The following is a 26,349-nucleotide window of genomic DNA, read 5'->3' as shown; positions in this document are numbered from 1 at the left end:
GGTGGCGATCCGCATGCTCCCGCGGGCCGACCTCCGGCGTTCGGAAGACTCCGCCGCTCCGCTTCCGAACGCCGATCGGGGCCGGTTCCGCCGTGCTCCGGGAAGAGCCGCGGGTTCCGCTGCTGCTCAGATCTGCCGCGGCGGCCTGCGCCGGCCGGCGGCGGGTGGTGGCCGCCCGAGATATCCGGCATGCGGCGTCGGAGGTGCCGCGTGCCGCCTTTCGGCAGGTCAGCCGATCAGCTGGGCCAGGAGGGAGAGGGCCTCGGCGGAGGGGGAGCCGGCGGGGGCGGTGTAGGTCATCAAGCGTTGGTCGACGGAGTCGGTGTGGTTCAGGGACTGCTCGGTGACGGTGAGATGGCCGACGAGCGGGTGCCGCATCTCGTGGACCTTGTACGTGCAGGTCTGGACGCGGTGGTCGGCCCACAGGGTGGCGAACTCGGGGCTGGCGACGGACAGCGTGCCGACCAGCTCGATGAGGGCGGGGTCGTCGGGGTACATGCCGGCGACGAGACGCAGGCAGCCGACGTCGGCGCGGGCCTTGGCGTCCCAGTCGGCGAAGAGCGCGCGGAACTCGGGGTCGAGGAAGGCCAGGCGGGCCACGTTGGGCCGGGTCGCAGGGGAGGCGGGTGCGTCGACGGGCAGGTGGCCGGCGTAGAGCGCGTGGCCGAGTGGGTTCCAGGCGAGGATGTCCTTGCGACGGCCGATGATCATCGCGGGCACGGTCGGCATCGCGTCGAGCAACTGGAGCAGGCCGGGGCTGGCGTGGTCCGGCTCGGGCCGCGCGGTGAGCCGGGTGCGAGGCTCCGTGCCGGCCAGCCGGTGCAGGTGGCGGCGTTCGGTCTCGTCGAGCTGGAGCGCGCGGGCGATCGCGTCCAGCACCTGCGGCGACGCGTTGCGGGACTGTCCCTGCTCCAGACGCGTGTAGTAGGACGAGCTGACCCCGGCGAGCATGGCCAGTTCCTCGCGGCGCAGCCCGTCGACGCGCCGGCGGTCGCCGTACAGATGCAGTCCGGCCTGCTCGGGCGTGATGCGGGCGCGGAGCGTGTGGAGGAATTCGCCCAGGGTGCTGGCGATGTGCCGGGTGGTCATCGGGCAAGTATGCGTCGGGCCGCGGCCTGTTTCCTGACCCTGCCGGGGGTACCCATCAGCGGGTCTGGGCACCCCCGGCCGCCGGGGCGCACGGTGGAGATCCGGTCATCACCGGATACCTCCATTTTTCGGGAAAAGGTAGAAATGTCTACGTTCGCCATCGGTGGGGACCTCAACGTCGGACGGCTCGGCTACGGCGCCATGCAGCTCACCGGGCCCGGCTTCTTCGGCTACCCCGAGGACCAGGACAACGCGATCACGGTGCTGCGCCGCGCGGTCGAGCTCGGCGTCACGCTGATCGACACCGCGGACGCCTACGGCCCGTTCGTCACGGACGAGCTGGTGCGCCGCGCGCTCCACCCGTACCGGCGTGATCTGGTCATCGCCACAAAGGTGGGCGTCACCCGCCCCCGCGCCGGCGAGTGGGTCCCGGTCGGCCGCCCGGAGTACCTGCGCCAGCAGACCGAGCTCAGCCTCCGCGTCCTCGGCCTCGACCGCATCGACCTGCTGCAGCTGCACCGGGTCGATCCTCACGTGCCGATCGAGGACCAGGTGGGTACGCTCGCGGCGCTCCGCGACGAGGGCAAGATCCGGCACATCGGCCTCTCCGAGGTGACGGTCGCGCAGATCCGGGCCGCCCAGGCCGTCACACCGATCGCGTCCGTCCAGAACCTGTTCAACCTGACCGACCGCTCGGCGTCGGACGTGGTGGACTACGCGGAGCGGCAGAACATCGCGTTCATCCCGTGGTACCCGCTGGCCGGCACCGGCATGGCCGACCCGGACGGCGAGATCGCGGCGATCGCGGCCCGGCACGGCGCCTCGATCAACCAGCTCGCGCTGGCCTGGCTGCTGCGCCGCTCCCCGGTCATGCTCCCGATCCCGGGCACGTCCTCCGTCGCCCACCTCGAGCAGAACCTCGCGGCGAACGACATCACGCTCACCGACGACGAGTTCGCCGTTCTCGAGAAAGCCGCCTGAGAACAGCTTCCCGGGCAGCGACCGCCCCGCTGCCCGGGAGACGGGAACGGGAACGGCACGCAGATCCAGCACCCGTGCACGCATGGTCAACGCCTTTCCGCACCGGCGCCGACAGGATGGGGGACGCACAAGAGGCAGAGAGAGGTTTTGACGCATGGAGCAGTCAGTCGAGGCGATGCGGGCGATCCCGGCGCGGTTGGTCGCGGCCTGGAACGACGGGGACGCCACCGCCTTCTTCGCGGACTTCGCGGACGACGCCGACTTCGTCGAGTTCGAGGGCACCGTCCTCAAGGGACGCACGACGCTGATCGAGACGCAGCAGCCCATCTTCGACACCGTCATGAAGGGTTCGCGGCTGGAGCGCAGCGAGGTCCCGTTCGCCCGGATCGTGGCATCGGGCTGGGGCGTCGTCCACCACCGCGTCGGCATCCAGATGCCGGGCGAGGAGACACCGCCCCCTCACCGGTACGTCATGCAGCTGCTCGCCCTGGTCTGGCAGAACGACCGCTGGGAGGTCGCCGCGCTGCAGAACTGCCGCGTGATCTCCTTCGAGACCGCCATGGCGCTGGAGTCTCTCCCGGCAGCGGGCTGACCGGGCGGGCCTTGCGCCCACGGACCTGGCAGGGGGCCGCCTGCGGCCGACCGGTGCCGCCGGGCGGCCTCGGCAGGTGATGTGAGATCAACTCGGCATGTACTGATCTTGATCTTTTGAGAGCGGCGCCAGTCGCTCCTCCAGCTCCGCACGGGCGAGCGGCGGGCACAGCGCATAACCCTGCGCGCGGTCGCACCCCATGTCACGCAGCGCGGACACCTGTTCCTCATGCTCGGTGGCCTCCGCGACGGCCTCGAGGCCGAGCGCATGCCCGGCTGCCACCAGCGCCGCGACCAGCGCCCGATCCGCGGGCGAGGTGTGCACGCCCGCCGTGAGCGAGCCGTGGATCTTGAAGGCGGAGACCGGGAGGCGGCGCAGCACGTTGAGCGCGGCGTGGCCGATGCCGAAGTCGTCGACCGTGAGCGTGACGCCGAGCGCGCGCAGGTCCTCGAGGCGCGCGCGGAGCTGATCGTCCGCGGGCAGCAGCGCGGCCTCGGCGAGTTCCAGCGTGAGGCGGGTGCCGGGCAAGCCGGTGTCGCGCAGGACGCGGCGGACGGTCGCGACCAGGTCCGGCTGGGCGAGCTGGCGCTTGGAGACGTTGACCGCGACGCCGCACGGGAAGTGGCGGGCGTCGCGGCAGGCCTTCTGCAGCACCCAGTCGCCGAGCTGCTTGATGGCGCCGGTCTCGTCCGCGAGGTCGATGAAGTCCTCCGGCATCAGCAGGCCGTGCGTGGGATGGTCCCAGCGGACCAGCGCCTCGATGCCGGTGACGCGGCCGCCCGCGAGCGCGAACTCGGGCTGGTAGTGCAGGACCATCCGGCCGGTCTCGATCGCGCGGCGCAGGCCGGCGTCGCGAGAGCTGCCGTCGAGCTCCGGCGCGTAGACCGCGTACCGGCCGCGGCCCGCGCGTTTCGCGGTATACATGGCCACGTCCGCCTGGTGCAGCAGCGTGTCGCCGTCCGTGCCCGGGTTGTTCCGGAACGCGATGCCGACGCTGGCCTCCACGCTGAGCAGGTGCTCGCCGAAGAGCACCGGCATCCGCAGCGCCTCCAGGATGCGCTGCGCGGTCGCCTCGGCCGCGGCCTGGTCGCGCAGATCCTCCAGGATCACGGCGAACTCGTCGCCGCCCAGCCGGCCCACCGTGTCCTTACGGCGTACGCAGGCCAGCAGCGCGCTGCCGACCGCGACCAGCACCGCGTCGCCGGCCTCGTGCCCGTAACCGTCGTTGATCGGCTTGAACCGGTCGAGGTCGATGAGCAGCACGGCGGTACGTTTGTGCGCGCGGATCGGCTGCGCCGTGACCACGGCCAGGCGGTCGTTGAGCAGGGAACGGTTCGCCAGGCCGGTGAGCGGGTCGGTGACGGCCAGCTCCTCGTTCTCCTTGAGCGCGTAGACCTGCCGCAGCAGCACCAGACCGGTCAGCGCGATCGAACCGACCACCATGCCACCGAACGGGTACGCCCCCTCCGCCCCCGCCACCACGCCGAGCAGCCCGTACGCGATGACGATCGCGCCGTAGGGCACCAGGTGCGCGCCGACCACCCGCCGTTCCTTGCGGATCTGCAGGTTCTCCGCCCAGCGGTACTGCCGGTCCGCGGCCAGCACCAGCAGCAGGCACCCGGCCAGCCAGAACATGTCCGGCCAGTCGCCGCCGGTGAACCCGCTGTGCAGCTGGATGTAGACGTAGCTGATGTCCGCGATCACGAACAGGCCGATCGCGGACGCCAGCACCGTGGCCGGGCCCTGCACGGACCGGGTCGCGCGGCGCAGCACCACCGTGCTCACGCCCAGCACCAGCACCAGATCGCCGACCGGCACCGCCACGGTCAGCAGCTTGCTGCCGAGGCTGATGTCGTTCGCGGCGACGACCGGGCCGAGGACCAGGTACCAGAAGACCATGAACGTGCCGGCGCCGACCGTGAGCACGTCCAGCAGCAGGCGGATGCGGTCGCGCTGCCGCCGGTTCGCGCCGGGCAGCATGAGCAGGCCGGCGAACATCACCGGGATGAACGCGAGGAACCAGTAGTCGGCCACGGCCGGGTAGACGTCCCGGTGCAGGACCGTCTCCTCGATCAGCCAGGACGTGTGCGCGATGAGCTGGCAGACGAACCCGCCGGTGATCAACCACCAGGCGCGCCGGACCACGATGTCCAGCCGCCGGTAGCACGCGGCCCGCACGGCCAGCGCGGTGAAGGCCAGCGACAGCGGCACGTAGACCGCGTCCGTCACCACGGTGCGGGTCCAGCTCGAGCCCCAGCCGGCCGCGTACCAGATCAGGTAGACGCCCAGCAGCACGATCGAGGTGTTCGTGACCGCGGACCCCCAGTCGCGCGTGCCACGTCCCTCGGTCCGGGGCTCACCCGCGACAGACCCCACAATCGGCCAATCGGCGTGCTTTGACCTCAGCTGAGACTTATGGGGAAGTCCGCGGGTGCGGGCGCCTGCTGCCACTCCAAGGGATCAAGGCCGCGCTTCAGGCCGGACGGGGCGAACCGCAGCACACCCCACCGGAACGTGGCCGGCACCTCGATGTAGACGCCGTGCGGCACGATGCCGCTGCTCAGGTCCACCGGCAGCCGGTCGGAGTCGGCCAGGTGGACCTCGCCGTCCGGCGTCAGCACGGAGAACACCCGCGACGGGTCCAGCGTCAGCTCGTCCTGCGGTCGGCCGCCGGAGACGCGTAGCCGCTTGATCGCCAGCCAGGCACGGCCGTCCCGCGCCCAGCCGAGCCCGGGGGCCCACGGCTCCAGCGAGTAGCCGTCCGCGAGCGCCTGGAACCGGACCGGGCCGTTCAGGTCACCGTTGCCGGCGTACCGGAAGCCGGGCTCCTGCAGTGGCCGCGGGTAGGTGCCGCGCGCGTCGTCCACCCGGGTGCCCCGGCGGACGTCGATGCTCTGCGTGACGCCGTCGTCGGTCAGCTGCAGCAGCACGCGCTCGCCCTCGGGCACGCTCACCAGCACCGCGTCCGCGTAGGCCTGCGGGTCGGTCGAGCCGGTCAGCGGCACGGTCAGCGTGGTGCGTACGCCGCCGGTCACCACCGCGATCCTGGCCCACTCCACGTCCCGGTCGCTGTTGCGCCACTGCCGGCCGCCGAGCGACAGCGACGCCCAGACCAGCTCGTGGCCGTCGTCCGCGCGCACCTCCTCGGGCAGCCCCCAGCGTTGCGCGGTGAGCCGGTCGACGCGCGCGACCACGCCGGTCTCGCGCACGTGCAGCAGCGCGTGGCCGCCGACCAGACCCGCGCTCTGCGCCTGTCTGCCGCCGGGAAGCTGGGCGAGCGAGGACGAGTGGAGCACGCGGACGGTGCCGGCGGGCAGCGTGGCAGCCGGGTCACGGCTGACCACCCCGCAGGCGGAGGTGGCGAGGAGGAGCAGGGGCACCAGGGCAGTGAGCGAAGATCGACCCATGTCATCACTGTCCTATATGGAAGGCCGAAGGCGATACGCCTTCCCGGATGGCGCTGATCAAGACCGGCCCGATCACGGTAAGCGCTGCGGACGTGCGCTTACGGACATTCGCCGCAGACCCGGTGAAGATCACCCGAGTGTGCGCGGGCGTCGCCGCGGCGGCCTGCGGGAAGAGCGGCGGCGGTTGCCGTGTCGGCGGATCGATGGACCTGTGGGCGGTTGCATAGATCATGACAATCACCAAAACCCATCAAAAGCGGATATTCCCACTTCCGTCGTTGTTGCGGCCCGCGGGCATCGCTCGGCGCCGGTGCTCCTCCCTGCCGGTCCCGCGGTCGTCAGACCCTTTAAAACCGGTCCGTCCATCGATTATCATCTGTCGTTCGCGTTTCCCGGAACGGTGGAGTCCTTTCACCTTCCGTGAATCACGTTCATTCGCGCACGTCGTTTTCCAGGCGTGGAAATTGCACACGAAAAAGCGTCGCTGGCCTGCGGCGATGTGATGCTCCGTAACGTGATCGTCGGCGAACCTGCGTAATGCGGCTATTCGCGCTCGCGGCGGCGCAGACCCTGAGCCGGTGTCCACCACTCGACGACCAGCAGCGTCGCCTCCGGGTTGAGGTGCGTGTGCGTGACCGAGACGATGTCGGCGCGGAACAGATCTCCGGGCGGTCCGCCGACGATGGGGCCGGCATGGTGGGCGAGGCCGGAGAGCTTGGCCTCGCCGGGCCACGCCGCCTCCGCGCCCTCGACCGGGTCGACCGTCGCGCTGTGCAGCGAGAAGCGCGGATCGCGGCGGAGGTCGGCGCCCTTGAGCGCGTGCGTCATCGAGCCGAACGTCAGGTCACCGTCCGCGAACGACGCCTCGATGCCGGAGATGCGCGGCCCGCCGTCCGCGCGCAGCGTGGCGATCGTCTTGTGCTTGTGCGCGTCGAAGAGTGCCCGCACCCGCGCGGCGAACTCGGGCTCCGCCTGCTCCACATCCCGCCACGTCGTCATGGCCTTCAGGTTGTCACAGGGGTCCGACAGAACGCTGACAGTATCGGCCCGCCGATCGGTGGCTCCTCCTTATATACAAGACAGAAGGAGGAGCTGGATGACCAGCGAAAGCCACCTGGGCCCGGACGAGACCCAGCTGCGGAGCTTCAAGGAGGCGCCGCCCGCCGGCACCAGCCGGCTGATCGACTTCGAATCGGCCGACGTGGTCATGCTGAAGACGTTCCCGCCGCAGTACGTCCTGCGCGTCAAGGGCACCAAGCCGTGGTCGAGCATGAAGGTCGACCTGGTGCCGCTCGTCTACGTGCGCCAGCCGGAGTACTGGGAGATCGAGGTCGTCGGCACGCTGTCCGCGGTCGGCCTGCCGGTCGAGACGCCGTACGAGGTGTCGCTGCCGGTCACGAGTACGCTCGGCACGATCGGCGTCGAGGTCGTCGGCGCCACCACGCGGGAGCGGATCGACGTGTTCGACAACCCCGGCAGCGCGCTGCCGCTCGAGGCGGAGTGGACGGCGTTCTTCAACCGTCAGCCGCCCGGCCCGTTCACACTGCAGGTCACGGGCCGCCTGCAGATGCCCACGCCCGGATACACGGTGAAGCTCTCGCGCACCTCGCCGCAGGGCTTCAACCCGCGCGACCTGCTGCTCGACCTGACGATCACCCCGCCGAAGGGCATCGTCACCCAGGTCGTCACGGAGGTCGAGGTCACCTACCGGGAGCAGACCGACGGGGGCTACGACACGGTCACCATCCTGCCGGGTGGCCCGAGCATCAAGGTGGAGGAGATCAGCTGAGGTCCCCAGCGCCCGCGACCCGCCGATCGCGTGCGCTGCGAGCCCCCATGGCCCGCGGGCGTTGCCGCGCCGTGCGGCCGCGATCTCAGGCACCGTCCCGCGCGAGGTTCTCGCGCGGGACGGGTTGCCACCAGCGCTGTGCCACCAGCGCCAGCAGTGCGGTGGTGAGCAGCGCGACCGCGCCGCCGCCGAACGCCGCGGCCGGCCCGGCGTTGTCGATGAGCGGGCCGGCGATCGCCATGCCGCCCGCGTTCCCGGCCGTGATGCCGGTGGAGAGCCAGCCCTGCGCCTCGCTGCGCCGGTCCGCCGCGGTGAACGTGTCGACCAGCGACTGCTGGATGATCAGGCTCGGCGCGATGGTGAGGCCGGTCAGCGTGAGCAGCGGCAGCAGCACCAGCAGCGGCGGGTGCCCGGTGGCCGCGATGAGCAGCGCGATCAGTCCGGTGCCGGCGCCGTAGGCCGCGATGGTCAGCGGCAGCCGGTGGCGTGCCTGACCGGGCCAGCGCCGCGCGCCGTAGACCAGGCCGCCGGCCGCGCTGCCCCCGGCGACGAACGCGAACAGCACGCCGAGAATGCCGGTCGACTCGAAGATACGTTCCGCGGTCGCGGTGAGCCCCACGTCGAAGTGCCCGAAACCGACCGAGACACCGGCGCCGGTGATCACGGTCAGCAGCACGCCGGGCGCGCGCAGCGGAAAGCGGCCGCGCGCGCTGCCCACCGCCGCTGGCGCCGACCGCCAGGATTTAGCCGCAAAAGTCCGGACATATCCGCAAGCGCCGGCGGTCATCAGCCCGGCCGTCACCAGCAGCGGCAGCGCGGCGGGGCCGGTCAGCAACAGCGTCAGCAGCAACGGGCCGGCCACGAAGATGGTCTCCACGGCCGCGGCGTCCATCGCCCAGGCCGACTCGCGCCGGGCCGGCTCCGGGATGACGGCGGACCAGGCCACCCGCATCGCCGGATTCATCGGCGGGAACGTGACGCCGACCAGCGCGGCCATCAGCACCAGCACCGGGTCGGGCGCGCCGCCCACGGACAGCAGCGTCAGCGCGATCAGGAACGCGGACGACGCGAGCGCGGTCCCGGCCACCACGCGCGGCTGGCCGAACCGGTCCAGCATCGACGCCCACACCGGCGTGCCCGCGGCCGTGGCCAGCGCGAACGCGCCGGTGACCAGGCCCGCGGTGGAGTACTCGCCCCGGATCTCCTCGATCAGCACCACCAGGCCGAGCGGCACCATCGCGAACGGCAGGCGGGCGATCACGGCCAGCACGAACGGCGTCCGGACACGCGGGTCACGCAGGAGTTCGCGGTAGGGGGTGAGCACGTGGACACGCTACCCATACACGCCAGAAACATGGGATGACTTTTGTTACACCGGTAACGGGAAATGATGGGTACCCGATGATGGTTCCGGGCGGTGAACCGCCCCTGAGGAAAGGCATCGCATGTCCGAGACCCTGCTGTCCGCCACGCCGTCCGGCACCTACGCGATCGGCGGCGACCTGCCCGTCACCCGGCTCGGCTACGGGACGATGCAGCTCACCGGCCCCGGCGTCTGGGGTGACCCGGCCGACCCGGACGAGGCGCTGCGCGTGCTCCGCCGCACCGTCGACCTGGGCATCACGCTGATCGACACCGCGGACGCGTACGGCCCGTTCACCGCGGACCTGCTGCTGCGCAAGGCGCTCCACCCGTACCGCGACAATCTGGTCATCGCCACCAAGGTCGGCCACACGCGCCAGGGCCCGCACGTCTGGACGCCGGTCGGCCGCCCCGAGTACCTGCGCCAGCAGACCGAGCTGAACCTCCGCAACCTCGGCCTCGAGCGCATCCCGCTGCTCCAGCTGCACCGCATCGACGCCAAGGTCCCGCTGGAGGACCAGATCGGCGAGCTCGACGCGCTCCGCCAGGAAGGCAAGATCCAGCACATCGGCCTGTCCGAGGTGTCCGTCGCGCAGATCGAGGCCGCCCGCGCGATCGCGCCGATCGTCTCCGTGCAGAACCGCTACAACGTGGCCGATCGCGCGTCCGAGGACGTGCTGGAGTACGCGGAGGCGAACGACATCGCGTTCATCCCGTGGCACCCGCTGGCGACCGGTCGTCTGGCCCGTCCGGGCGGCCCGCTGGAGGACCAGGCCAAGCGTCTGGGCGCGACGCCGTCCCAGGTCGCGCTGGCCTGGCTGCTCCGCCGCTCCCCGGTGATCCTCCCCATCCCCGGCACGTCCTCCGTGCGCCACCTCGAGCAGAACGTCTCCGCCGCCCAGATCACCCTCTCCGACGACGATGTCGAAACCCTGTCAAAGGCCTGAAACCCCTTCACGGGTACGCCGTGCGCGCCCGCGACCGCGGCCACCGCTGGTGATCGGGGCGTCATGCCGACGTGCATGACGCCCCGATCACGGTGTGGCCGGCGGATGGTCGTCAGGTCCGGTGCCGCGTGATGTGACAGGGAACGTGCTGTTCCCCTGGGCTGGCGGGCGGGTCTTTGCTCTGCACCGGTGCGGCGCGGGACCGGTGCCCGCGGGAGCAACGCTGCCGGACCACGCTGGAAGCGGGAATATTTGCTTTTAAAGGCTTTTGATCTGCTTATTCGCTCTTGGACAGGGCGGCGAGCACGGTCCGCGCGGTGTCCACACTCGACTGCGGGTTCTGGCCGGTGATCAGGTTGCCGTCGACGACGACCGTGCTGGACCACGCGGGGCCGGACGCGACGGTCGCGCCGAGCTCGCGCAGGCGCGTCTCGACCCACCACGGCGTGGCGTCGCCGAGGCCGCCCTGGCGCTCCTCCTCGTCCGTGAAGACGGTGAGGCGGCGGCCGGTGAACAGGAACGAGCCGTCCTCGCGGACGCCGGCGAGCAGGCCGGCCGGGCCGTGGCAGAGCGCGGCGACCGTGAGGCCGCGCGCATCGGCCTCGGTGAGGATGCGGGCCAGGTCCGCGTCGGTGGCGAGGTCGGTCATCGGGCCGTGGCCGCCGGGCAGGTAGACCGCGTCGTAGTCGCCGGTGACCACGTCGGCCAGCGCCAGGGGAGCGCGCAGCTCGTCCGCGATCGTGTCGAGGTAGGTGCGGAACGCCGTGGCCTCGGCCTCGCCGACACCGCCGCGCTGGTCCAGGCTGATCGGGTCGACCGGTGCCGGACTGCCGCCGGGCGTGGCGAGGCGCACGTCCACGCCGCCCTCGCGCAGGATGCGGTGCGACGCCGCGACCTCCTCCGCCCAGAAGCCGGTGGGGTGGGCGCTGCCGTCGGCCAGCGTGATCGAGTCGGCGGCCGTGACGACCATGAGCACCGAAGGCATGATCCTTCTCCAAACGATGGAAGCGTGTGTGTTCAAACCGAACCTATCGCCTGCCGCCTGATCGGCCATAAGATTCCTTATGGATCTGGACCTGCTGGGCACGTTCCTGGACGTCTATCGCAGCGGCTCGCTCTCCGCGGCCGCGGTCACCGGCGGCGTCAGCCAGCCCGCGGTCTCCGGACGCCTGGCCCGGCTGGAGGCCCAGGTCGGCGCCCCGCTGTTCACCCGCACACCGCGCGGCGTGGTGCCCACCGCGCGCGCGGACGAGCTGGCCCGCCGCGTCGCCCCGCACCTGGACGGCCTGCGCGCGGTGGCCGGGGCGAACGGGCCGGAGGCGCCCGCGCCGCTGGACGAGGTACGCCTGGCCGGCCCGGCCGAGCTGATGAGCGCGCGCGTGCTGCCCGCGCTGGCGCCGCTGATCGAGCGCGGGCTGGTCGTGCACGCCACGTTCGGGCTCGCGGCCGACCTGCTGGCCGCGCTGCAGCGGTGCGAGCACGATCTGGTGGTGTCCGCGGTGCGCCCGACCGGTCGCTCGCTGCGCGTCACGCCGTTCTTCGACGAGCAGTTCGTGCTGGTCGGGACGCCGTCGATGGCCCGCACCGTGGACGCGGCGCTGCTGGTCGCGGACCCGGTGCGGGCGCTGTCCCACCTGCCGCTGGTCGGCTACGCCGCGGACCTGCCGATCGTGCGCCGGTACTGGCGCACCGAGTTCTCCCGCCGGCCGCCGAACCCGGTCTCGATGACCGCGCCGGACCTGCGCGCGGTGCTGGCCGCGGTGGTGGCCGGGTGCGGCGTGTCCGTGCTGCCGCGCTATCTGGCGGATCCGGCGATCGCGTCCGGGTCCGTGGTGCAGCTGCACCGGCCGGTGATCGAGCCGCTGAACACCGGATATCTGGTGATGAAGCAGGGGCACGGCGACCGGTCGGCCGAGGCGGTGCACGCGCATCTGCTGGTCGCGGCCGGGCGGTGGGGCTCGCTCTAGGGCTCATTTCCTGGTGGTGAACGGCCACCGTTTCCGTTCCTTCCGTACGGGCGCGTCCGGCAGTGCCGAGCGTGATGCCCTTTTTGTCGCTTCGACGCTGAGTATGAGCGCAGCGAGATCCATGGCGTCGTCTCTCCTCCGTTAACGTTCCCGTGAGCGTTCACGTTAACGTTAACGGCGTCGGGTCGCAGGTGTCCAGAGGGTTTTCCGGCGGGCCGGATACGATGCGACGATCGTGAGCGAACAGCAGCAGCCGCCCCGGCGCGTGACCCTGAAGGACGTGGCCAAGCTGGCCGGCGTCTCCCACCAGACCGTGTCCCGGGCGATCAACGACAAGGGCGAGATCGACCCGGAGACCCGCCGCCGCGTGCTCGACGCCGCCCGCGAGCTGAACTACCGGCCGTCCCGCTTCGGCCGCGGCCTGGTCCGCCCCGGCGCCATCACGCTCGGCCTGATCGTCTCCGACGTGGTGAACCCGTTCTTCCCCGAGCTGATCGCCGGCGTCATCGCCGCCGCGGAGGAACGCGGGTGGCAGGTCCTGATCAGCAGCACCCAGGACGACGAAACTCGCGAGCCGGACCTGATCCGTACGCTCGCCGCCCAGGTCGACGTGCTGGTCGGCTACCTCAGCTCACCGGACGCCACGCTCCTCGCCGCCGTGGAGGGGCTGCCGCTGGTGGTGCTGGGCCGGCCGGTGCACGAGCCCGCGTTCGGCGCGGTCGAGGCGGACGTCGCGTCCGGCGTGCACGCGGCCGTCGCCCACCTGGCCGCCCGCGGTCATCGGATCATCGGCATGATCGATTGCAGCGGCGAGTCGGGCCAGGCGGACCGCCGCCCGCCGTTCGTCGACGCGGCCGCGGCACACGGCCTGACCGTCCCGTCCGGTGCGATCGTGGACGCGGCGCAGACCGTCGACGCCGGGGATGCCGCGTTCGCCCGGCTGCGGGACGAGCATCCCGAGGTCACCGCGATCTTCACGTTCAACGACATGCTGGCGCTCGGCGCGTACCGGGCCGCCCGCCGCCTCGGCGTCGCCATCCCCGGCGACTGCGCGATCGTCGGCTTCGACGGACTGCCGGTCGGCGAGCTGGTCGATCCGCCGCTGACCAGCGTCCACCTGGACAAGCGCCGGATGGGCGCGATCGCGGTCGAGGAGGCCGCCCGCCTGCTGGCCGGCGAGACTCCCGGCCGCGCCATGCTGCCGGTGGAACTGGCCGTCCGGGGCAGCGCGTAGTCGCTTTCGGGGGTTTTGGCTTGCCCGGGGAGCGCAGCCGACCTGGTGCGACCGGCGCTGATTGCGGCCGGCGCTGACCGCGTTCCGGTGCCGGAAGGGTCCGCGCTGTACCGGGCTTTGACATCGAGGTTCAGACTCGCCTCGATCGACAGGCGCGTAATGCCCGAAATTTCATGAAATAGCGGTCCGGTCGCCCGCGACTGCCTCACCCCGGCGCCGAAGGCTCGGTGGTTGTCGGGTGGCCGGGTCCGTTCGTTCGTGCCGGACCGGCGCATCATCGTCTGTGGATCATTGACGTCGACGAAATGGCTGTCAAAGCCCGCTCGCCGACCGCCATTTCGTCGACGTCAATGATCCACACGCGTGTGCGGGTTGCCTGCGTGGAACGCTCGTGAGCCCCGTCGGCCGTCTTGTCGTGATATTTCGGGCCGGGCGCGCCTGGCCGCTGGGCACTCGGCGTCAGCGTGAGGATGTGGCCAACCCAGGGGCTGCTATTGGTCCGGCCCGCATGCTCCCGCGGGCAAACCTCGGGGCGGGCAAAGACTTCGCTGGCGCTTCGCTTTGCCCGCCCCGTCGGAGCCGGTTCGCGCGGGTTGGCCCAAGGCCGCGATTCCCGTCGTTCTCCCGGGTGGCGGCGCGGCTCACGATCGGATCGCACGTCACGGCGTGCTGCTGAGTAGCCGGTGCTCGGGTGAGGCTGCGGCGGTCGCCAGGGGCGTTATTTCCCGATATTTCGGGCGCACAGCGCCCGCTGATCACATACGGAGCCGGACTCGGACGCCGGGCCGCCTGCCGAGGGTGCTGCTCTGCCTGCCGGAGTCGCCGGTTGGCCCGCCTGCCGGGGCGCCGGTCGGCCCGCCTGCCGGGGACGCTGCCGGCCGGCCTGCCGGGGGCGTCGGCTGGGCAGTCTGTCGGAGTCGCCGCCGGCCCGCCTGTCGGAGTTGCCGCCGGCCCGCCTGCCGGAGTTGCCGGCTGGGCCGCCTGCCGGAGTCGTCGGCCGGCCCGCCGGAATCGTTCGCCGGGTCCGCCAGCCGGAGTTGGGCGTCGGGTCCCTGTGTCGGAGAGCGGATGGCTTCAGTGGTGGTTCGTGGTGAGGCGAGTGGTTGGCGGCGGCTTGCGGGATGGAGCTGCGGGGCAGGGCCGACGGGTGGGGGCGAGACGCCGCCGACGGGGCGGGCGCGCGCAGAGTGACGGATTTGGGTGGGCCGGGCAACAAACGGACCCGGGTTTGTGCGTGATCAAGACGGGGAAAGGGGGCGTGATTCCGGGCTCAGGCGTCCGGGCGGGGGAGCGACCACAGGATGTGGATCACGGGACGGCCTCAGGTTGATCACTTTGCGTGAGTTCGCGTGCGCTGATTCGTACCGTTATATCTTGATTTTTAGGGCTTTAACGGGTGACGACGAGGGCTATAGCACACGCCGACTACCGAATTGTTACAACCGTCCGTCGTGCAGGATCTTGCGAAACGTGTTCGCCTTAAAATAAGTTCTTCCCCGCAACAAATGCACGTCAGCTGATGTAGATCTTCCTCCCGGAGGCAACCATGACGGTCGTGAGACGGCGCGGGGAATCCCGCCCGTGCACGGTACGGTCCAGGGCCGGGGAGCCCCGGCCATGAGCAGTGCCCCGGTTCTGCTGGAGATGCGCAACATCACCAAGGAGTTCCCTGGTGTGAAAGCGCTCTCTGATGTCTCGCTGCGCGTCAGGGCCGGCGAGATCCACGCCATCTGCGGTGAGAACGGCGCCGGCAAGTCGACGCTGATGAAGGTGCTGAGCGGCGTCTACCCGTACGGCAGCTACGACGGCCAGATCGTCTACCAGGGCTCCGAGGTCAGGTTCGGTGACATCCGGGCCAGCGAGCGCGCCGGCATCGTGATCATCCACCAGGAGCTCGCGCTGCTCCCGCTGATGTCGATCACCGAGAACATCTTCCTGGGCAACGAGCCGAAGAAGAACGGCGCGATCGACTGGACCGGCGCGCAGCTCAAGGCGCTGGACCTGATGGCCCGGGTCGGCCTCGAGGAGGACCCGGACACGCTAGTCAAGGATCTCGGCGTCGGCAAGCAGCAGCTCATCGAGATCGCCAAGGCGTTCGCCAAGGACGTCAAGCTGCTCATCCTCGACGAGCCGACCGCGGCACTCAACGAGAACGACTCCCAGCACCTGCTGGACCTGCTGCGCGGGTTCCGCGAGCGCGGCATCACCTCGATCATCATCTCGCACAAGCTGAACGAGATCGAGGCGATCGCGGACTCCATCACGATCATCCGAGACGGCAAGACGGTCGAGACGCTGGACGTGAAGGCGGACGGCGTCGACGAGGACCGGATCGTGCGGGGCATGGTCGGCCGCGAGCTGACCAACCGCTACCCGGACCACACGCCGAAGATCGGCGACGTCTTCTTCGAGGTCCGCGACTGGACCGTGCGTCACCCGATCTCCGCGGACCGCCTGGTCGCCAAGCACTCGAACTTCACGGTCCGGCGCGGCGAGATCGTCGGCTTCGCAGGCCTGATGGGCGCGGGCCGCACCGAACTGGCGATGAGCATCTTCGGCCGCTCCTACGGCGTCTTCGAGGGCGGCGAGATCTTCAAGGACGGCAAGCGGATCGAGATCAGGAACGTCTCGGAGGCGATCGAGCAGGGTCTCGCCTACGTCAGCGAGGACCGCAAGGCGGTCGGCCTCAACCTGCTGGACGACATCAAGACGTCCACGGTCGCGGCCAAGCTGTCGAAGATCACCAAGTTCTTCAAGCTGGACGAGGTCGCCGAGTACGAGGCGGCCGAGGGCTACCGCAAGAGCCTGCGGATCAAGACGCCCACCGTCGACGAGGGCGTCAACAAGCTCTCCGGCGGCAACCAGCAGAAGGTCGTCCTGGCGAAGTGGATGTTCACCGACCCGGACCTGCTCATCCTCGACGAGCCCACGCGCGGCATCGACGTGGGTGCGAAGTACGAGATCTACGGCATCATCCAGCAACTGGCCGACCAGGGTAAGGGCGTCATCGTCATCTCCTCGGAGCTGCCCGAGCTGCTCGGCCTGTGCGACCGCATCTACACCGTCTTCGAGGGCGCGATCACCGGCGTCATCGACAAGGCCGACGCGACCCAGGAAAACCTCATGAAGCAGATGACCTCCAACAAGAAGATGCAGACGCGATGAGCCGTTTCAAGGACCTTCAAAAGAACCTCTTCGGGGGTACGACAAGCAACGCGCGCCAGTTCGGCATGATCTTCGCCCTGGTGGCGATCGTGCTGTTCTTCCAGGTGTGGACCGAGGGCCTGACACTCAGCTCCGGCAACCTGATCGCGGTCGTCAGCCAGTACTCGTACATCCTGATCCTGGCCATCGGCATGCTGATGGTGATCGTCGCCGGGCACATCGACCTGTCGGTCGGCTCGGTCGCGGCGTTCACCGGCATCGTGGTCGCGAAGCTCATGCAGGACCACAGCATCCACTGGTTCCTGGCGCTGCTGATCGGCCTCGGCGTCGGCGCGCTGGTCGGTGCATGGCAGGGCTTCTGGGTCGCCTACGTCGGTGTGCCCGCGTTCATCGTCACGCTGGCCGGCATGCTGCTCTTCCGCGGCGCCAACCAGTGGGTCGGCAAGTCGCAGTCGATCGCGGTGCCGGAGGGCTTCCAGACCATCGGCGGCGGCTTCCTCGACGACATCGGGCCGAACACGAACTTCAACAACCCGACGCTGCTGCTCGGCTTCGCGGTCTGTGTCGCGGTGATCGTCCGCGAGTGGCAGTTGCGCCGTACCCGCACCCGGATGCACGCGGACCCGACCCCGCTCTGGGTGGCCGCCATCCGCGTCGGCGTGCTGATCGCGGTCATCCTGTTCGCCACGTTCCGGTTCGCCGGCGGCCGGGTCGGCACCAGCTTCCCGATCTCCGGCATCATCCTCGGCGTCCTGGTCGTGGCGTACTCGTTCTACACCCGTAACACCGCGGCCGGCCGGCACATCTACGCGGTCGGCGGCAACTCCCGCGCCGCGGAGCTGTCCGGTGTGAAGCTCCAGCGGGTCAACTTCATGGTCATGATGAACATGGGCGTCCTGGCCGCGCTGGCCGGCATGATCTTCGTTGCCCGGTCCCGCGCTTCCGGCCCGCAGGACGGCATCGGCTGGGAGCTGGACGCGATCGCCGCCGTCTTCATCGGTGGCGCCGCGGTCTCCGGCGGCCTCGGCACGGTCTCCGGCTCCATCGTCGGCGGCCTGGTGATGGCGATTCTCAACAACGGCCTGATCCTCAAGGGCATCGGTGCGGACAGCATTCAGATGATCAAGGGCATCGTTCTGCTGCTCGCGGTCGCGCTGGACGTCTACAACAAGCGCCAGGGCCGGTTCTCGGTCATCGGCTCGATCACCAAGGGATTCCGTGGCAGCGGTCCCTCCACGCCTTCGGAGCCCCCGGCCCAGAAGGTCCAGACCCCGGTGGTCGGCTGACCGCCGTCCGCCTCGACGCGGGGCGGGCAGGTCCGCCCGCCCCGTACCAACTCCATGAAGAAGGGCACCTCCCACCATGCGTAAGTACTTCGCCAAGAGCGTCGCGGTCAGCGCCGCGGCTCTGCTGGCACTGACCGTGTCCGCCTGCGGCTCCGAGCGTGAAGGCACCACGCCGTCGGGCGGCAGCAGCGGTGGCGCGACCGGTGGCTTCGCCGCCGACTCGCTGATCGGCGTGGCGCTGCCGGCCAAGACCTCGGAGAACTGGGTCCTCGCCGGTGACCTGTTCACCAAGGGCCTCGCGGACGCCGGCTTCAAGGCCGACGTGCAGTACGCCGGTGCCTCCACCACGGTGGCGGACCAGCAGAACCAGATCACCGCCATGACGACCAAGCAGGCCAAGGTCATCATCATCGGTGCCACCGACGCCGCGCAGCTCTCCGCGCAGGTGGACGCCGCGCACGCCGCCGGCGCCGTGGTCATCGCCTACGACCGCCTGATCAAGGGCACCGCGAACGTCGACTACTACGTGGCGTTCGACAACTTCAAGGTCGGCGAGCTGCAGGCGCAGGCGCTGCTTGAGGGCATGAAGGCCAAGAAGCCGGCCGGCCCGTACACCATCGAGCTGTTCTCCGGCTCCTCGGACGACAACAACTCCGGCGTCTTCTTCGACGGCGCGATGAGCGTGCTCCAGCCGCTGATCGACTCCAAGGAGATCGTCGTCGGCTCCGGCCAGACCGCGGTGAACCAGACCGCGACCGACGGCTGGAAGGCCGAGAACGCGCAGCGTCGCATGGACGCGCTGCTCACCTCGACCTACACCGGTGACAAGACGCTGGACGGCGTGCTCTCCCCGAACGACACGCTGGCCCGCGCGATCATCACCTCGATCAAGGGTGCCGGCAAGCCGATCCCGGTCGTGACCGGCCAGGACTCCGAGGTCGAGTCCGTCAAGTCCATCATGGCGGGCGAGCAGTACTCGACCATCAACAAGGACACCCGCAACCTGGTCAAGGCGTCGATCGACATGGCCAAGGCGCTCCAGCAGGGCCAGACGCCGCAGGTCAACGACACCAAGTCGTACAACAACGGTGTCAAGGTCGTCCCGTCCTACCTGCTCCCGCCGGTGATCGTCACCAAGGCGAACGCGGCCGAGGCGTACGCCAACGACCCGACGCTCTCCGCGCTCACCAAGTAAGCAGCTCGTTGAAAGGCCCCCGGGATCTCCCGGGGGCCTTTTCGCGCGCGCGGTCAACCCCAGAATGCCGGAGACGGCCTGCCTGACGTCGTCGAACGCCAGCTCCGGAATCCGCTCCGCCGGGAACCAGCCGAAAGTGTCGTTCTCCGCCGAGAGGACGATCTCACTGCCCGGTTCCGGAGAACAGAAGAAGGCGATGCCGAGGGTACGGATCGGTAATCGTGTATGGGCGGGGCGAGGCGGCCGGGACGGGCTGTACGAGGGCGGGGGGATCGCTGATAATGCCGCAGTGATCGTGCCTGAGCCGCCGCCTCATCATCCTGTCCCGCCGTACCAGCCGGTGGCGCCCTATCCGCCCGCACCGCACCATCAGCACTATCAGCCCGTCGTGCCACCGGCGGCCGGGCCGCGGCGCAGTCCGTGGCGGAAGCCGTGGGTGCTGACCGCGATCGTGGCCGGGGTCGTGGTGAACATGGTGGGGCTGCTGTTCGCCGTGCTGCAGGACGAGGACGGGAAGCAGGCCTGCTGGCGGATCGCGAGGGTTGTCCAGGAGGCGGACTACGCGTCGGTGACGTTCTTCGAGGCAGACAAGATCACGAGCCTGATGGAGGACTCGCTCGACGACGACCTGTCCGCGCTGGGGCGGCGGTACCGGGGCCGGGTCTGGAGGCCGGTCGGGACCGGGCGTCCGCTGGCCGGCGCCGACCTGGTGACGGACCTGGTCGAGGACACCCGCGAGCCCTGCCGCCGGATCTCGGAGAAGGGCGGCCCCTGGCCGTTCTAGCCGCTCCCGACGACCTGAACGACGCCTGGATCACCGACGGAAGCACGGAAAACGGGGCCCGACGGAATCGCCGGGCCCCGTTTCCGTCCCCCCGGCTCAGTCCATCGCGAGTGCCGCGGTCGGGCTGACGCGGGAGGCGCGCCGGGCGGGGAGGACGCCGGACGCGGCGGTCAGCAGACCGAGGACCACGATGACCAGCGCGAGCTGGCCCCAGGGGAGCGCGAGCGGGCCGTCCAGGCCCACCGCGGAGAGCATCAGCGACGCGAACGGGATGGCCAGTGCCAGCCCGAGCAGCGAGCCGACCACGCCGTAGAGCGAGGCCTCCAGCAGCAGCGTCGCCCGGAGCCGGCCGCGGGACATGCCCACTGCGCGGAGCAGACCGGCCTCGCGGAGACGCTCCACCACGGACAGCGCGGTGGTGGTGCCCACGCCGACCACGGCGACGGACACGGTCATGCCGACCAGGCCGAACGCCACGATGGTCAGCAGCAGCAGCTCGGACGCGAAGTCGTCGCGCTGGTCGGCGAGCATCTGCACGCCGCTGCCGGGCACCAGCGCGCGGGCCGCGGTGAGCGCGGTGTTGCGGTCACCGGCGGCGTCGGCGAGCAGGCCGGTCGGCTCGGGCGCGGCGCCGAGCGTGGTCAGGTCGGCCGGGTCGACCAGCACCCACGCGTCGCCGGGCAGGCCGGAGACGGTCGCGGCCACGGTGACGGTGATCTTCTTGCCCTCGCGGGTGAGCGTGGTCTGCTCGCCGTACCCGAGGCCGTAGTTGCCGCCGTTGTCACTGCCGAGCCAGTCGACCGCGACGACCTTGCCCGGCCCGATCGCGTCCAGGCTGCCCTGGGTGATCCGGATGTCCTTGATGGTGCTCAGCGAGCCCAGCGCCAGGTCGGAGACCTTCGCCGTGATCTTGTCAGGCGCCTCCTCGCCCGGCGCGACCATCATGCCGGGGCCGGCCGTGACCGGCAGGTCCACGTCGGCCGTCCGGAACGACAGCACGTTCTTCAGCTCGGGGCTGGACTTGGCCGCGTCCAGGACGCCGGCCGGCAGCGTGGTGCCGGCCTCGGCCGAGATCTGCAGGTCGGCCGGGGCCATCAGCGCGAGCTGCTGGTTCATCTCCACGCGGACGGTGGAGAGCGCGACCACGGCGGCGGCGATCAGCGTGACCGCGAGCGCGACCACGACGCTGACCGACGCGGCACGCTTGGGGGCGCCGCCGACGCCGCCGACCGCGAGCCGCCCGGTCGGGCCGAGCGCGCGCAGCGGCAGGCCGACCAGCCAGAGGACCGGGCGCAGCACGGCCGGGCCGAGCACGACCAGCGCGAAGAACGCGAGCGTGCCGCCGCCCACGGTGGCCAGCATGACCATTTCGCCGGTGGTGTTCGGCGTGTTCGGCTCGGGCAGGTTGAGGACCGCGACCGCGATCAGCGCCACCGAGGCGGCCGTGAGCAGCAAACCGAAGACCCAGCGGACCGGGCCGAGCGCGGAGGTGGCGCCGGTGACGGCCGCGGAGCGCAGCGCCTCCAGCGGCGAGACCCGGGACGCGGTGACCGCGGGGGAGAGCACCGCGATCATGGCGATCAGCGTGGTGCCGAGCACGACGATGATCGCGGGCAGGATCGGCAGGCCGGGCGGGGCCAGCTCGGCGTCCAGGAAGACGCGGGCGGCCGGGCCGGCGGCGAGGCCGAGCAGGTACGCGATGAGCACGCCGGTGACGCCCGCGATCGCGCCGGTGAGCGCGCCCTCGACGATCAGCGCGCGGGTCAGCGGCCCGCGTCCGGCGCCGACGGCCCGCAGCAGTGCGAGCTGCCGCATGCGCTGTGCGAAGACGATCCGGAACGTGGACGTGGCGACCAGCGCGGCCGCGGCGGCCGCGATCGCGACGAAGATGCCGATCAGGAAGAAGACCTCGTTGAGCGAGCTGGCGGCGTCGAGCGCCTCCTGCCGGCGCAGGTCCGCGCCGATCGCGACGTCGATCGGGACCAGGGTGGCCTCGTCGCTCTGCTCCGCGACCTTCGGGAGTGTCTGGCCGAGCCGCTGCGCGACCTCGGCCGGGTCCGCGCCGGGCTCCAGGTGCACCTCGATCCGCGGCGTGTAGGCGTAGATCTGGTCGGCCGTGGAGTCGGCCGCGAGCAGCGCGGTCACCTGCTCGCCGGTCGTGTATCCGGTGCCGGACCAGCCCTCGCCCTTGGCCGGCTCGGCGATGCCGGTGATGGTGAACGTGTGGTTCGGCGACTCGGTGCCGGCGCGGGCCGAGACCGTGGTGCCGACCGTGAGCCCCATCCGCTCGGCGGTGCGCGGCGTGACCGCGATCTGGTTCGCCGCGGTGGGGAACGTCCCGGAGGTCAGCTTCACGTCGGAGAGCGGCCCGGTGCCCGGGTCGGCGACGACCTCCAGCCATCCGCCTTGCGTCGGCACCTCGTAGAACGCGGTGGTGCGGGCGATCGCGGAGTCCACGCCGGGCGTCTTCAGCACGGTGGCGAGCGCCTCCGGCGAGCCACCGGTCCTGCTGCCGACCACGAGGTCGGCGGCTGCGGACGTACCGCTGAAGGTGTTGAGAATGGTCTGGGTCGTGATCCGCTGGGCGAGGACGGTGCCGAAGACGACGGTGGCGGCCACGATCAGTGCCAGACCGGTGAGCAGGAGGCGTGCGGGCCGGCGGGCGATGCCGGAGAGTTGGGTGCGCAGGACGGTCATCGTGCGCCCGCCAGCTGGTTGAGCGCGTCGGCGACGGACTCGCGCGTCGGGTTGGTCAGCTGCCCCGAGATCCGGCCGTCCGCGAGCATGATCACGCGGTCGGCGTAGGACGCGGCGATGGGGTCGTGGGTGACCATGACGACGGTCTGGCCGTACTCCCGGACCGCGTTGCGCAGGAAGGACAGGACTTCTGCGCCGGTACGGGAGTCGAGGTTGCCGGTCGGCTCGTCCGCGAACACCGCCTCCGGCCGGGACACCAGCGCGCGGGCCAGTGCCACCCGTTGCTGCTGGCCGCCGGACAGTTCGCTGGGCCGGTGCGTGAGCCGGTCGCGGAGGCCGAGGACGTCGACGAGGCGGCCGAACAGTGCCGGGTCGGGCTTCTTCCCGGACAGGTCCAGCGGGAGCGTGATGTTCTGTGCCGCGGTCAGTTGCGGGAGGAGGTTGAACGCCTGGAACACGAACCCGATCCGCTCGCGGCGCACCTTCGTCAGGACGCGGTCGTTCTGCTTGCTGAGGTCGACGTCGCCGAGGAGGACGGCGCCGCTGGTGGCGCGGTCGAGGCCGGCGAGGCAGTGCATGAGCGTGGACTTGCCGGAGCCCGAGGGGCCCATGATGGCGGTGAACTCGGCGCGGCCGAAGCCGACCGACACGCCGTCCAGCGCGCGCACGGCGGTGTCGCCACGCCCATAGACCTTGACCAGGTCACGAGCCTCGCAGGCGAGCATCATCGGTGAAGTCCCTTCGGTGGTGGAAAATGCTGTGCACAGCCTGCCGAAACCGGGCATCCCTCACATCCGACCCGCGACCGGAGATCGGCCACCCGGACTCGGCCGAAAGTCAGAGGCGACGGCCCGTCGAACGGCAGACCCGGCCCGGCCGGCACCCGCACTACGCTGGGTAGGCGATGACGACCTCCTCCCCACGCAAACGCCGGATGGGCCTCCGGAAGACCGCGGTCCTGCTGCTCACCGTGATCCTGGCGCTCTTCGACCTCCTCCTGTCCGCCGCGACCGCCGGGTCCCCCGTCGGCGAGTTCCTGGTGCTCCCCTCGCTGCCGCTGGCCGCGGGCGCCACCGCGATCTGGCTGCCCCGGGCCCGGCGCGGGTCCGTCCGGCTGACCATCTACGCGATCCTGTTCGGGTTCCTGTCCGTCACGGTCACCGTGCTGGTGGCCGGCAGCGGCGGCACCACCGGCGGCGGCATCGGCTTCGCCGAGCTGCTCGGCCTGATCGTCGTGCTGTTCATGGTGGCCCGGTTCGGTCATCCCCGGCTCGGCTGGGTCTCCGCCGGTTTCCTGCTGTTCGCGATCGTGGTGCTGCCGCAGCGGGCCGAGAACGGCTTCGAACTGCTGTCGATCGGTCTGCTGCTGGTGATCCTGGCCGCGAGCATCGCCGCGGTCGGCGTCTGGAACAGGTTCACCGAGAGTCAGCGGGAAAGGCAGATCGCCCTGGTACGGGTGGAGCAGCGCGCCGAGTTCGCCCGGGACCTGCACGATTTCATCGCCCACCACGTGACTGGCATCGTCGTGCAGGCGCAGGGCGCGCGGTTCATCGCGGAGCAGGACCCGCAGCGCGTGATCACCGCGCTGGACCAGATCGAGCACGCGGGCGCGGAGACGATGGCCGCGATGCGCCGGATGGTCGGCGTGCTGCGCAGCGGCGACGCGGCCGCCCCGCTGACGCCGCTCGCCGGGGTCGCGGACCTGGAGCCGCTGCTGGAGCAGTTCACCGCGGCCGGCGGTGCGAAGGCGCGGCTGTTCGTGGAGGGGCCGCTGGACGGTCTGCCGGTGGATGTGAGCACGTCCGCGTACCGCGTGGTGATGGAGGCGCTGACCAACGTCCGGCGGCACGCGGTCGAGCCGACCCGTGCGCATGTGCAGCTGCGGCGTACCCCCGAGTGGTTGTTCGTGCGGGTGACCAACGACGGCGCCGCGCCGCTGCGCGCCACCGACCGCAAGGGTTACGGACTGGACGGTCTGGGGGAGCGCGTAGCGTCGGTCGGCGGGTGGCTGCGCGCCGGTCCGGGCATCAACGGAGGATGGGTGGTCGACGCGGCGCTCCCGATCGCGGCGGGTGAGGAGAGACAGTGACGATCCGGGTGCTGGTCGCGGACGATCAGGCGATGGTCCGCACCGGTTTCGGCATGATCATCGGTGCGCAGCCGGACATGGAGCTGGTCGGCGAGGCCGCGGACGGCGTCCAGGCCGTGGAGCTGGCCACCCGGCTGCGGCCGGACGTGGCGCTGATGGACATCCGCATGCCGCGGATGGACGGCCTCGAGGCGCTGCGCCGCCTGGCCGGCCAGGGCGTCGCCGACCCGGTCAACGTGGTCGTGGTGACCACGTTCGACCTCGACGAATACGTGCACGCCGCGCTGCGCAACGGCGCCTGCGGGTTCCTGCTCAAGGACTCCGGCCCGGCGTTGCTGATCGAGGCCGTGCGCGCCGCCGCGTCCGGAGACGCCCTGATCAGCCCCTCCATCACGGTACGACTGCTGGAGCACATGACCCCGCCCGCGCCGGTACGCCAGGATCTCGGCGACCTGTCCCCCCGCGAGCTGGACGTGGTCCGGCTGGCCGCCCAGGGCCGGACGAACGCGGAGATCGCCGCCCAGCTGTTCATCTCGGTCGGCACCGTGAAGACACATCTGAGCAGCGTGCAGGCGAAGCTCGGCGCGCGGAACCGGGTCGAGATCGCGGCCTGGGCCTGGGAGCGGCGGCTCGTTTCTCCGGGCGGCCGATAGTGCGGTTGACGGTATATGCCGGTGCGGCCGGATCTACCTGGACCTGGCGTCGGGCCTGACCCCGGACCCGCTTCGTCCATCCACTGCGGGGCTCGGTCTCCGGCCTCGACCAGTTCTACGCGGTGGCGGGCGTACTCCTGTTGCTCTCGATCCTGGTCGCGGCCGTCGCCCGGCCCGCGGCGCCGGTCACGCCACTCGCCTGATCACTCCCGGACCCGGGCGCGGCACCGCGTCCGGGTGCAGGATCGCCGCGATCGCCTCCACGCCGTCGATCAGGCGCGGGCCGGGGCGGACCACCAGGCCGTCGCCGTCGATCGCCCACACCTGCGCGCCCGGGAAGTGCGGCACGACCCGGGCGGCCTGCTCCGCCGCGCCGTCCAGGTGGAACCCGCACGGCGTGACCAGCACGAATTCCGGGTCAGGCGCGCGCAGTGCCTCCCACGTCGTCTCGGCGGAACGGGCGCCCGGCCTCGCGGCCACCGGGTCGCCGCCCGCGGCGCGGATCATGTCCGGCACCCAGTGGCCCGCGCCGAACGGCGGGTCCACCCACGCCACCACGGTCACCCTCGGTGCCGGTCGGTCCGCGACCAGGTCGGCGACGGCCGCGAGCCGCTGCCGGGACGTCTCCACCAGCGCGGTCGCCCGCTCCGGCACGCCCGCCCGCTCGCCGACGGCCAGGAACGTGCCGAGCACGTCGTCCAGCGTGTACGGATCCAGCGACAGCACGTCCGACCGGCAGCCGAGATGGTCGAGCGCGTCCTCGACATGCCCGGACGGCAGCGCGCACACCCGGCACAGATCCTGGGTGAGAATGAGGTCCGGCGCGAGCCCGGCCAGCGCGTCCGCGTGCAGCGTATAGAGGTCGTCCCCGGCCGCCATCCGCTCCTTGACGTACCGGTCGATCTCCACCGGCGTCATCCCGCGCGTGTCCCGCCCGCCGACCACCACGGCCTTCTCCACGCGTGCCGACGCCGGCTCGTCACACTCGAACGTGACGCCGGCCAGCGCATCCCCCAGCCCGAGCGCATAGACGATCTCGGTGGCCGACGGCAGCAGGGACACGATCCGCATCGCCCCATCATGCCCGGGAAAGGGGGAATGCCCCGGCGCGT

General features: G+C 70.9%; 22 protein-coding genes. 13 read left to right on the top strand and 9 right to left on the bottom strand.

Features of this window, described 5'->3' with window-relative positions:
- Window positions 1-228: 228 nt before the first annotated feature.
- Entirely contained in the window at window positions 229-1,089 is an 861-nt protein-coding gene (locus tag OP04_RS27270; RefSeq protein WP_033342712.1) for a helix-turn-helix transcriptional regulator, read from the bottom strand.
- Window positions 1,090-1,233: 144 nt separating this feature from the next.
- Between OP04_RS27270 and OP04_RS27265 the strand changes: the two genes are divergently transcribed.
- Together OP04_RS27265 and OP04_RS27260 are read left to right on the top strand one after the other, a co-directional pair.
- The gene (locus OP04_RS27265) at window positions 1,234-2,070 is read left to right on the top strand and encodes an aldo/keto reductase (protein ID WP_033342711.1); all 837 of its coding nucleotides are present in this window, start codon (window positions 1,234-1,236) and stop codon (window positions 2,068-2,070) included.
- Between the two features lie 154 nt (window positions 2,071-2,224).
- Window positions 2,225-2,662: an SgcJ/EcaC family oxidoreductase gene (locus tag OP04_RS27260; RefSeq protein ID WP_033342710.1), complete on the top strand. Its 438-nt coding sequence runs from the start codon at window positions 2,225-2,227 to the stop codon at window positions 2,660-2,662.
- An 87-nt stretch (window positions 2,663-2,749) separates the two neighbouring features.
- Here the strand turns inward: OP04_RS27260 and OP04_RS56525 are convergent, their stop codons facing one another.
- Together OP04_RS56525 and OP04_RS27250 are read right to left on the bottom strand one after the other, a co-directional pair.
- A complete protein-coding gene (locus OP04_RS56525; RefSeq protein ID WP_051799121.1) occupies window positions 2,750-5,038 on the bottom strand; it encodes a putative bifunctional diguanylate cyclase/phosphodiesterase in 2,289 nt (762 codons plus the stop codon).
- 26 nt (window positions 5,039-5,064) lie between these two features.
- A complete protein-coding gene (locus tag OP04_RS27250; RefSeq protein WP_157240411.1) occupies window positions 5,065-6,069 on the bottom strand; it encodes a hypothetical protein in 1,005 nt (334 codons plus the stop codon).
- A 47-nt stretch (window positions 6,070-6,116) separates the two neighbouring features.
- Between OP04_RS27250 and OP04_RS53625 the strand changes: the two genes are divergently transcribed.
- On the top strand, window positions 6,117-6,296 hold the full coding sequence (locus OP04_RS53625) for a hypothetical protein (protein ID WP_157240409.1): 180 nt from the start codon (window positions 6,117-6,119) through the stop codon (window positions 6,294-6,296).
- Window positions 6,297-6,612: 316 nt separating this feature from the next.
- Here the strand turns inward: OP04_RS53625 and OP04_RS27245 are convergent, their stop codons facing one another.
- Window positions 6,613-7,068 (bottom strand): pyridoxamine 5'-phosphate oxidase family protein, encoded by a 456-nt coding sequence (locus OP04_RS27245; protein ID WP_033342708.1) that lies wholly within the window; start codon window positions 7,066-7,068, stop codon window positions 6,613-6,615.
- Window positions 7,069-7,165: 97 nt separating this feature from the next.
- Here OP04_RS27245 and OP04_RS54840 point away from each other — a divergent pair, with 97 nt between their 5' ends.
- Window positions 7,166-7,858, top strand: coding sequence for a hypothetical protein (locus tag OP04_RS54840; RefSeq protein ID WP_063746697.1), 693 nt, complete (start codon window positions 7,166-7,168; stop codon window positions 7,856-7,858).
- Window positions 7,859-7,943: 85 nt separating this feature from the next.
- Here the strand turns inward: OP04_RS54840 and OP04_RS27230 are convergent, their stop codons facing one another.
- The gene (locus OP04_RS27230; RefSeq protein ID WP_033342707.1) at window positions 7,944-9,182 is read right to left on the bottom strand and encodes an MFS transporter; all 1,239 of its coding nucleotides are present in this window, start codon (window positions 9,180-9,182) and stop codon (window positions 7,944-7,946) included.
- Window positions 9,183-9,303: 121 nt separating this feature from the next.
- Between OP04_RS27230 and OP04_RS27225 the strand changes: the two genes are divergently transcribed.
- A complete protein-coding gene (locus OP04_RS27225; RefSeq protein WP_033342706.1) occupies window positions 9,304-10,167 on the top strand; it encodes an aldo/keto reductase in 864 nt (287 codons plus the stop codon).
- 277 nt (window positions 10,168-10,444) lie between these two features.
- Here the strand turns inward: OP04_RS27225 and OP04_RS27220 are convergent, their stop codons facing one another.
- A complete protein-coding gene (locus OP04_RS27220) occupies window positions 10,445-11,152 on the bottom strand; it encodes a type 1 glutamine amidotransferase domain-containing protein (RefSeq protein WP_033342705.1) in 708 nt (235 codons plus the stop codon).
- Between the two features lie 79 nt (window positions 11,153-11,231).
- Between OP04_RS27220 and OP04_RS27215 the strand changes: the two genes are divergently transcribed.
- The 6 genes from OP04_RS27215 to OP04_RS27190 all read left to right on the top strand — a co-directional run bounded on the left by OP04_RS27215 (window position 11,232) and on the right by OP04_RS27190 (window position 19,798).
- Window positions 11,232-12,134: a LysR family transcriptional regulator gene (locus OP04_RS27215; protein ID WP_033342704.1), complete on the top strand. Its 903-nt coding sequence runs from the start codon at window positions 11,232-11,234 to the stop codon at window positions 12,132-12,134.
- A gap of 235 nt (window positions 12,135-12,369) precedes the next feature.
- Window positions 12,370-13,368, top strand: coding sequence for a LacI family DNA-binding transcriptional regulator (locus OP04_RS27210; protein ID WP_033342703.1), 999 nt, complete (start codon window positions 12,370-12,372; stop codon window positions 13,366-13,368).
- Window positions 13,369-14,985: 1,617 nt separating this feature from the next.
- On the top strand, window positions 14,986-16,533 hold the full coding sequence (mmsA, locus tag OP04_RS27205) for a multiple monosaccharide ABC transporter ATP-binding protein (protein ID WP_033342702.1): 1,548 nt from the start codon (window positions 14,986-14,988) through the stop codon (window positions 16,531-16,533).
- Window positions 16,530-17,819 carry a multiple monosaccharide ABC transporter permease gene (gene mmsB, locus OP04_RS27200; RefSeq protein ID WP_033342701.1) on the top strand — a complete coding sequence of 430 codons (1,290 nt, stop codon included), beginning with the start codon at window positions 16,530-16,532 and terminating at the stop codon, window positions 17,817-17,819. The genes mmsA and mmsB overlap by 4 nt, the downstream gene beginning before the upstream one ends.
- A 76-nt stretch (window positions 17,820-17,895) precedes the next feature.
- Window positions 17,896-19,014: a substrate-binding domain-containing protein gene (locus tag OP04_RS27195; protein ID WP_033342700.1), complete on the top strand. Its 1,119-nt coding sequence runs from the start codon at window positions 17,896-17,898 to the stop codon at window positions 19,012-19,014.
- Window positions 19,015-19,303: 289 nt separating this feature from the next.
- Window positions 19,304-19,798, top strand: a complete 495-nt coding sequence (locus tag OP04_RS27190) for a hypothetical protein (RefSeq protein WP_157240407.1) — start codon at window positions 19,304-19,306, stop codon at window positions 19,796-19,798.
- 96 nt (window positions 19,799-19,894) lie between these two features.
- On the opposite strand, the gene OP04_RS27185 is transcribed toward OP04_RS27190, so the two are convergent.
- Window positions 19,895-22,495 (bottom strand): FtsX-like permease family protein, encoded by a 2,601-nt coding sequence (locus tag OP04_RS27185; protein ID WP_033342698.1) that lies wholly within the window; start codon window positions 22,493-22,495, stop codon window positions 19,895-19,897.
- Window positions 22,492-23,223 (bottom strand): ABC transporter ATP-binding protein, encoded by a 732-nt coding sequence (locus OP04_RS27180; RefSeq protein ID WP_033342697.1) that lies wholly within the window; start codon window positions 23,221-23,223, stop codon window positions 22,492-22,494. Before OP04_RS27180 ends, OP04_RS27185 begins: the two co-directional genes overlap by 4 nt.
- Before the next feature lie 176 nt (window positions 23,224-23,399).
- Between OP04_RS27180 and OP04_RS27175 the strand changes: the two genes are divergently transcribed.
- On the top strand, window positions 23,400-24,584 hold the full coding sequence (locus OP04_RS27175) for a sensor histidine kinase (RefSeq protein WP_033342696.1): 1,185 nt from the start codon (window positions 23,400-23,402) through the stop codon (window positions 24,582-24,584).
- Window positions 24,581-25,237, top strand: a complete 657-nt coding sequence (locus OP04_RS27170; RefSeq protein WP_085066803.1) for a response regulator — start codon at window positions 24,581-24,583, stop codon at window positions 25,235-25,237. The genes OP04_RS27175 and OP04_RS27170 overlap by 4 nt, the downstream gene beginning before the upstream one ends.
- Before the next feature lie 186 nt (window positions 25,238-25,423).
- On the opposite strand, the gene OP04_RS27165 is transcribed toward OP04_RS27170, so the two are convergent.
- Window positions 25,424-26,308 (bottom strand): ABC transporter substrate-binding protein, encoded by an 885-nt coding sequence (locus tag OP04_RS27165; protein ID WP_033342695.1) that lies wholly within the window; start codon window positions 26,306-26,308, stop codon window positions 25,424-25,426.
- Between the last annotated feature and the right edge of the window lie 41 nt (window positions 26,309-26,349).

Origin of the sequence: Catenuloplanes japonicus, from assembly GCF_000717135.1 — a bacterium.
GTDB classification, from domain to species: domain Bacteria; phylum Actinomycetota; class Actinomycetes; order Mycobacteriales; family Micromonosporaceae; genus Catenuloplanes; species Catenuloplanes japonicus.
Note: the sequence above shows the minus strand (reverse complement) of the source record. Positions and strands in the feature narration are given on the sequence as shown.

Bases quoted from the DNA above. Each gene is read 5' to 3' on its own strand.
- OP04_RS27270 (WP_033342712.1), bottom strand. From the start codon at position 1,089: ATGACCACCCGGCACATCGCCAGCACCCTGGGCGAATTCCTCCACACG.
- OP04_RS27265 (WP_033342711.1), top strand. From the start codon at position 1,234: ATGTCTACGTTCGCCATCGGTGGGGACCTCAACGTCGGACGGCTCGGC.
- OP04_RS27260 (WP_033342710.1), top strand. From the start codon at position 2,225: ATGGAGCAGTCAGTCGAGGCGATGCGGGCGATCCCGGCGCGGTTGGTC.
- OP04_RS27250 (WP_157240411.1), bottom strand. From the start codon at position 6,069: ATGGGTCGATCTTCGCTCACTGCCCTGGTGCCCCTGCTCCTCCTCGCC.
- OP04_RS53625 (WP_157240409.1), top strand. From the start codon at position 6,117: ATGGCGCTGATCAAGACCGGCCCGATCACGGTAAGCGCTGCGGACGTG.
- OP04_RS27245 (WP_033342708.1), bottom strand. From the start codon at position 7,068: ATGACGACGTGGCGGGATGTGGAGCAGGCGGAGCCCGAGTTCGCCGCG.
- OP04_RS54840 (WP_063746697.1), top strand. From the start codon at position 7,166: ATGACCAGCGAAAGCCACCTGGGCCCGGACGAGACCCAGCTGCGGAGC.
- OP04_RS27225 (WP_033342706.1), top strand. From the start codon at position 9,304: ATGTCCGAGACCCTGCTGTCCGCCACGCCGTCCGGCACCTACGCGATC.
- OP04_RS27220 (WP_033342705.1), bottom strand. From the start codon at position 11,152: ATGCCTTCGGTGCTCATGGTCGTCACGGCCGCCGACTCGATCACGCTG.
- OP04_RS27215 (WP_033342704.1), top strand. From the start codon at position 11,232: ATGGATCTGGACCTGCTGGGCACGTTCCTGGACGTCTATCGCAGCGGC.
- mmsA (WP_033342702.1), top strand. From the start codon at position 14,986: ATGAGCAGTGCCCCGGTTCTGCTGGAGATGCGCAACATCACCAAGGAG.
- mmsB (WP_033342701.1), top strand. From the start codon at position 16,530: ATGAGCCGTTTCAAGGACCTTCAAAAGAACCTCTTCGGGGGTACGACA.
- OP04_RS27195 (WP_033342700.1), top strand. From the start codon at position 17,896: ATGCGTAAGTACTTCGCCAAGAGCGTCGCGGTCAGCGCCGCGGCTCTG.
- OP04_RS27185 (WP_033342698.1), bottom strand. From the start codon at position 22,495: ATGACCGTCCTGCGCACCCAACTCTCCGGCATCGCCCGCCGGCCCGCA.
- OP04_RS27180 (WP_033342697.1), bottom strand. From the start codon at position 23,223: ATGATGCTCGCCTGCGAGGCTCGTGACCTGGTCAAGGTCTATGGGCGT.
- OP04_RS27175 (WP_033342696.1), top strand. From the start codon at position 23,400: ATGACGACCTCCTCCCCACGCAAACGCCGGATGGGCCTCCGGAAGACC.
- OP04_RS27165 (WP_033342695.1), bottom strand. From the start codon at position 26,308: ATGCGGATCGTGTCCCTGCTGCCGTCGGCCACCGAGATCGTCTATGCG.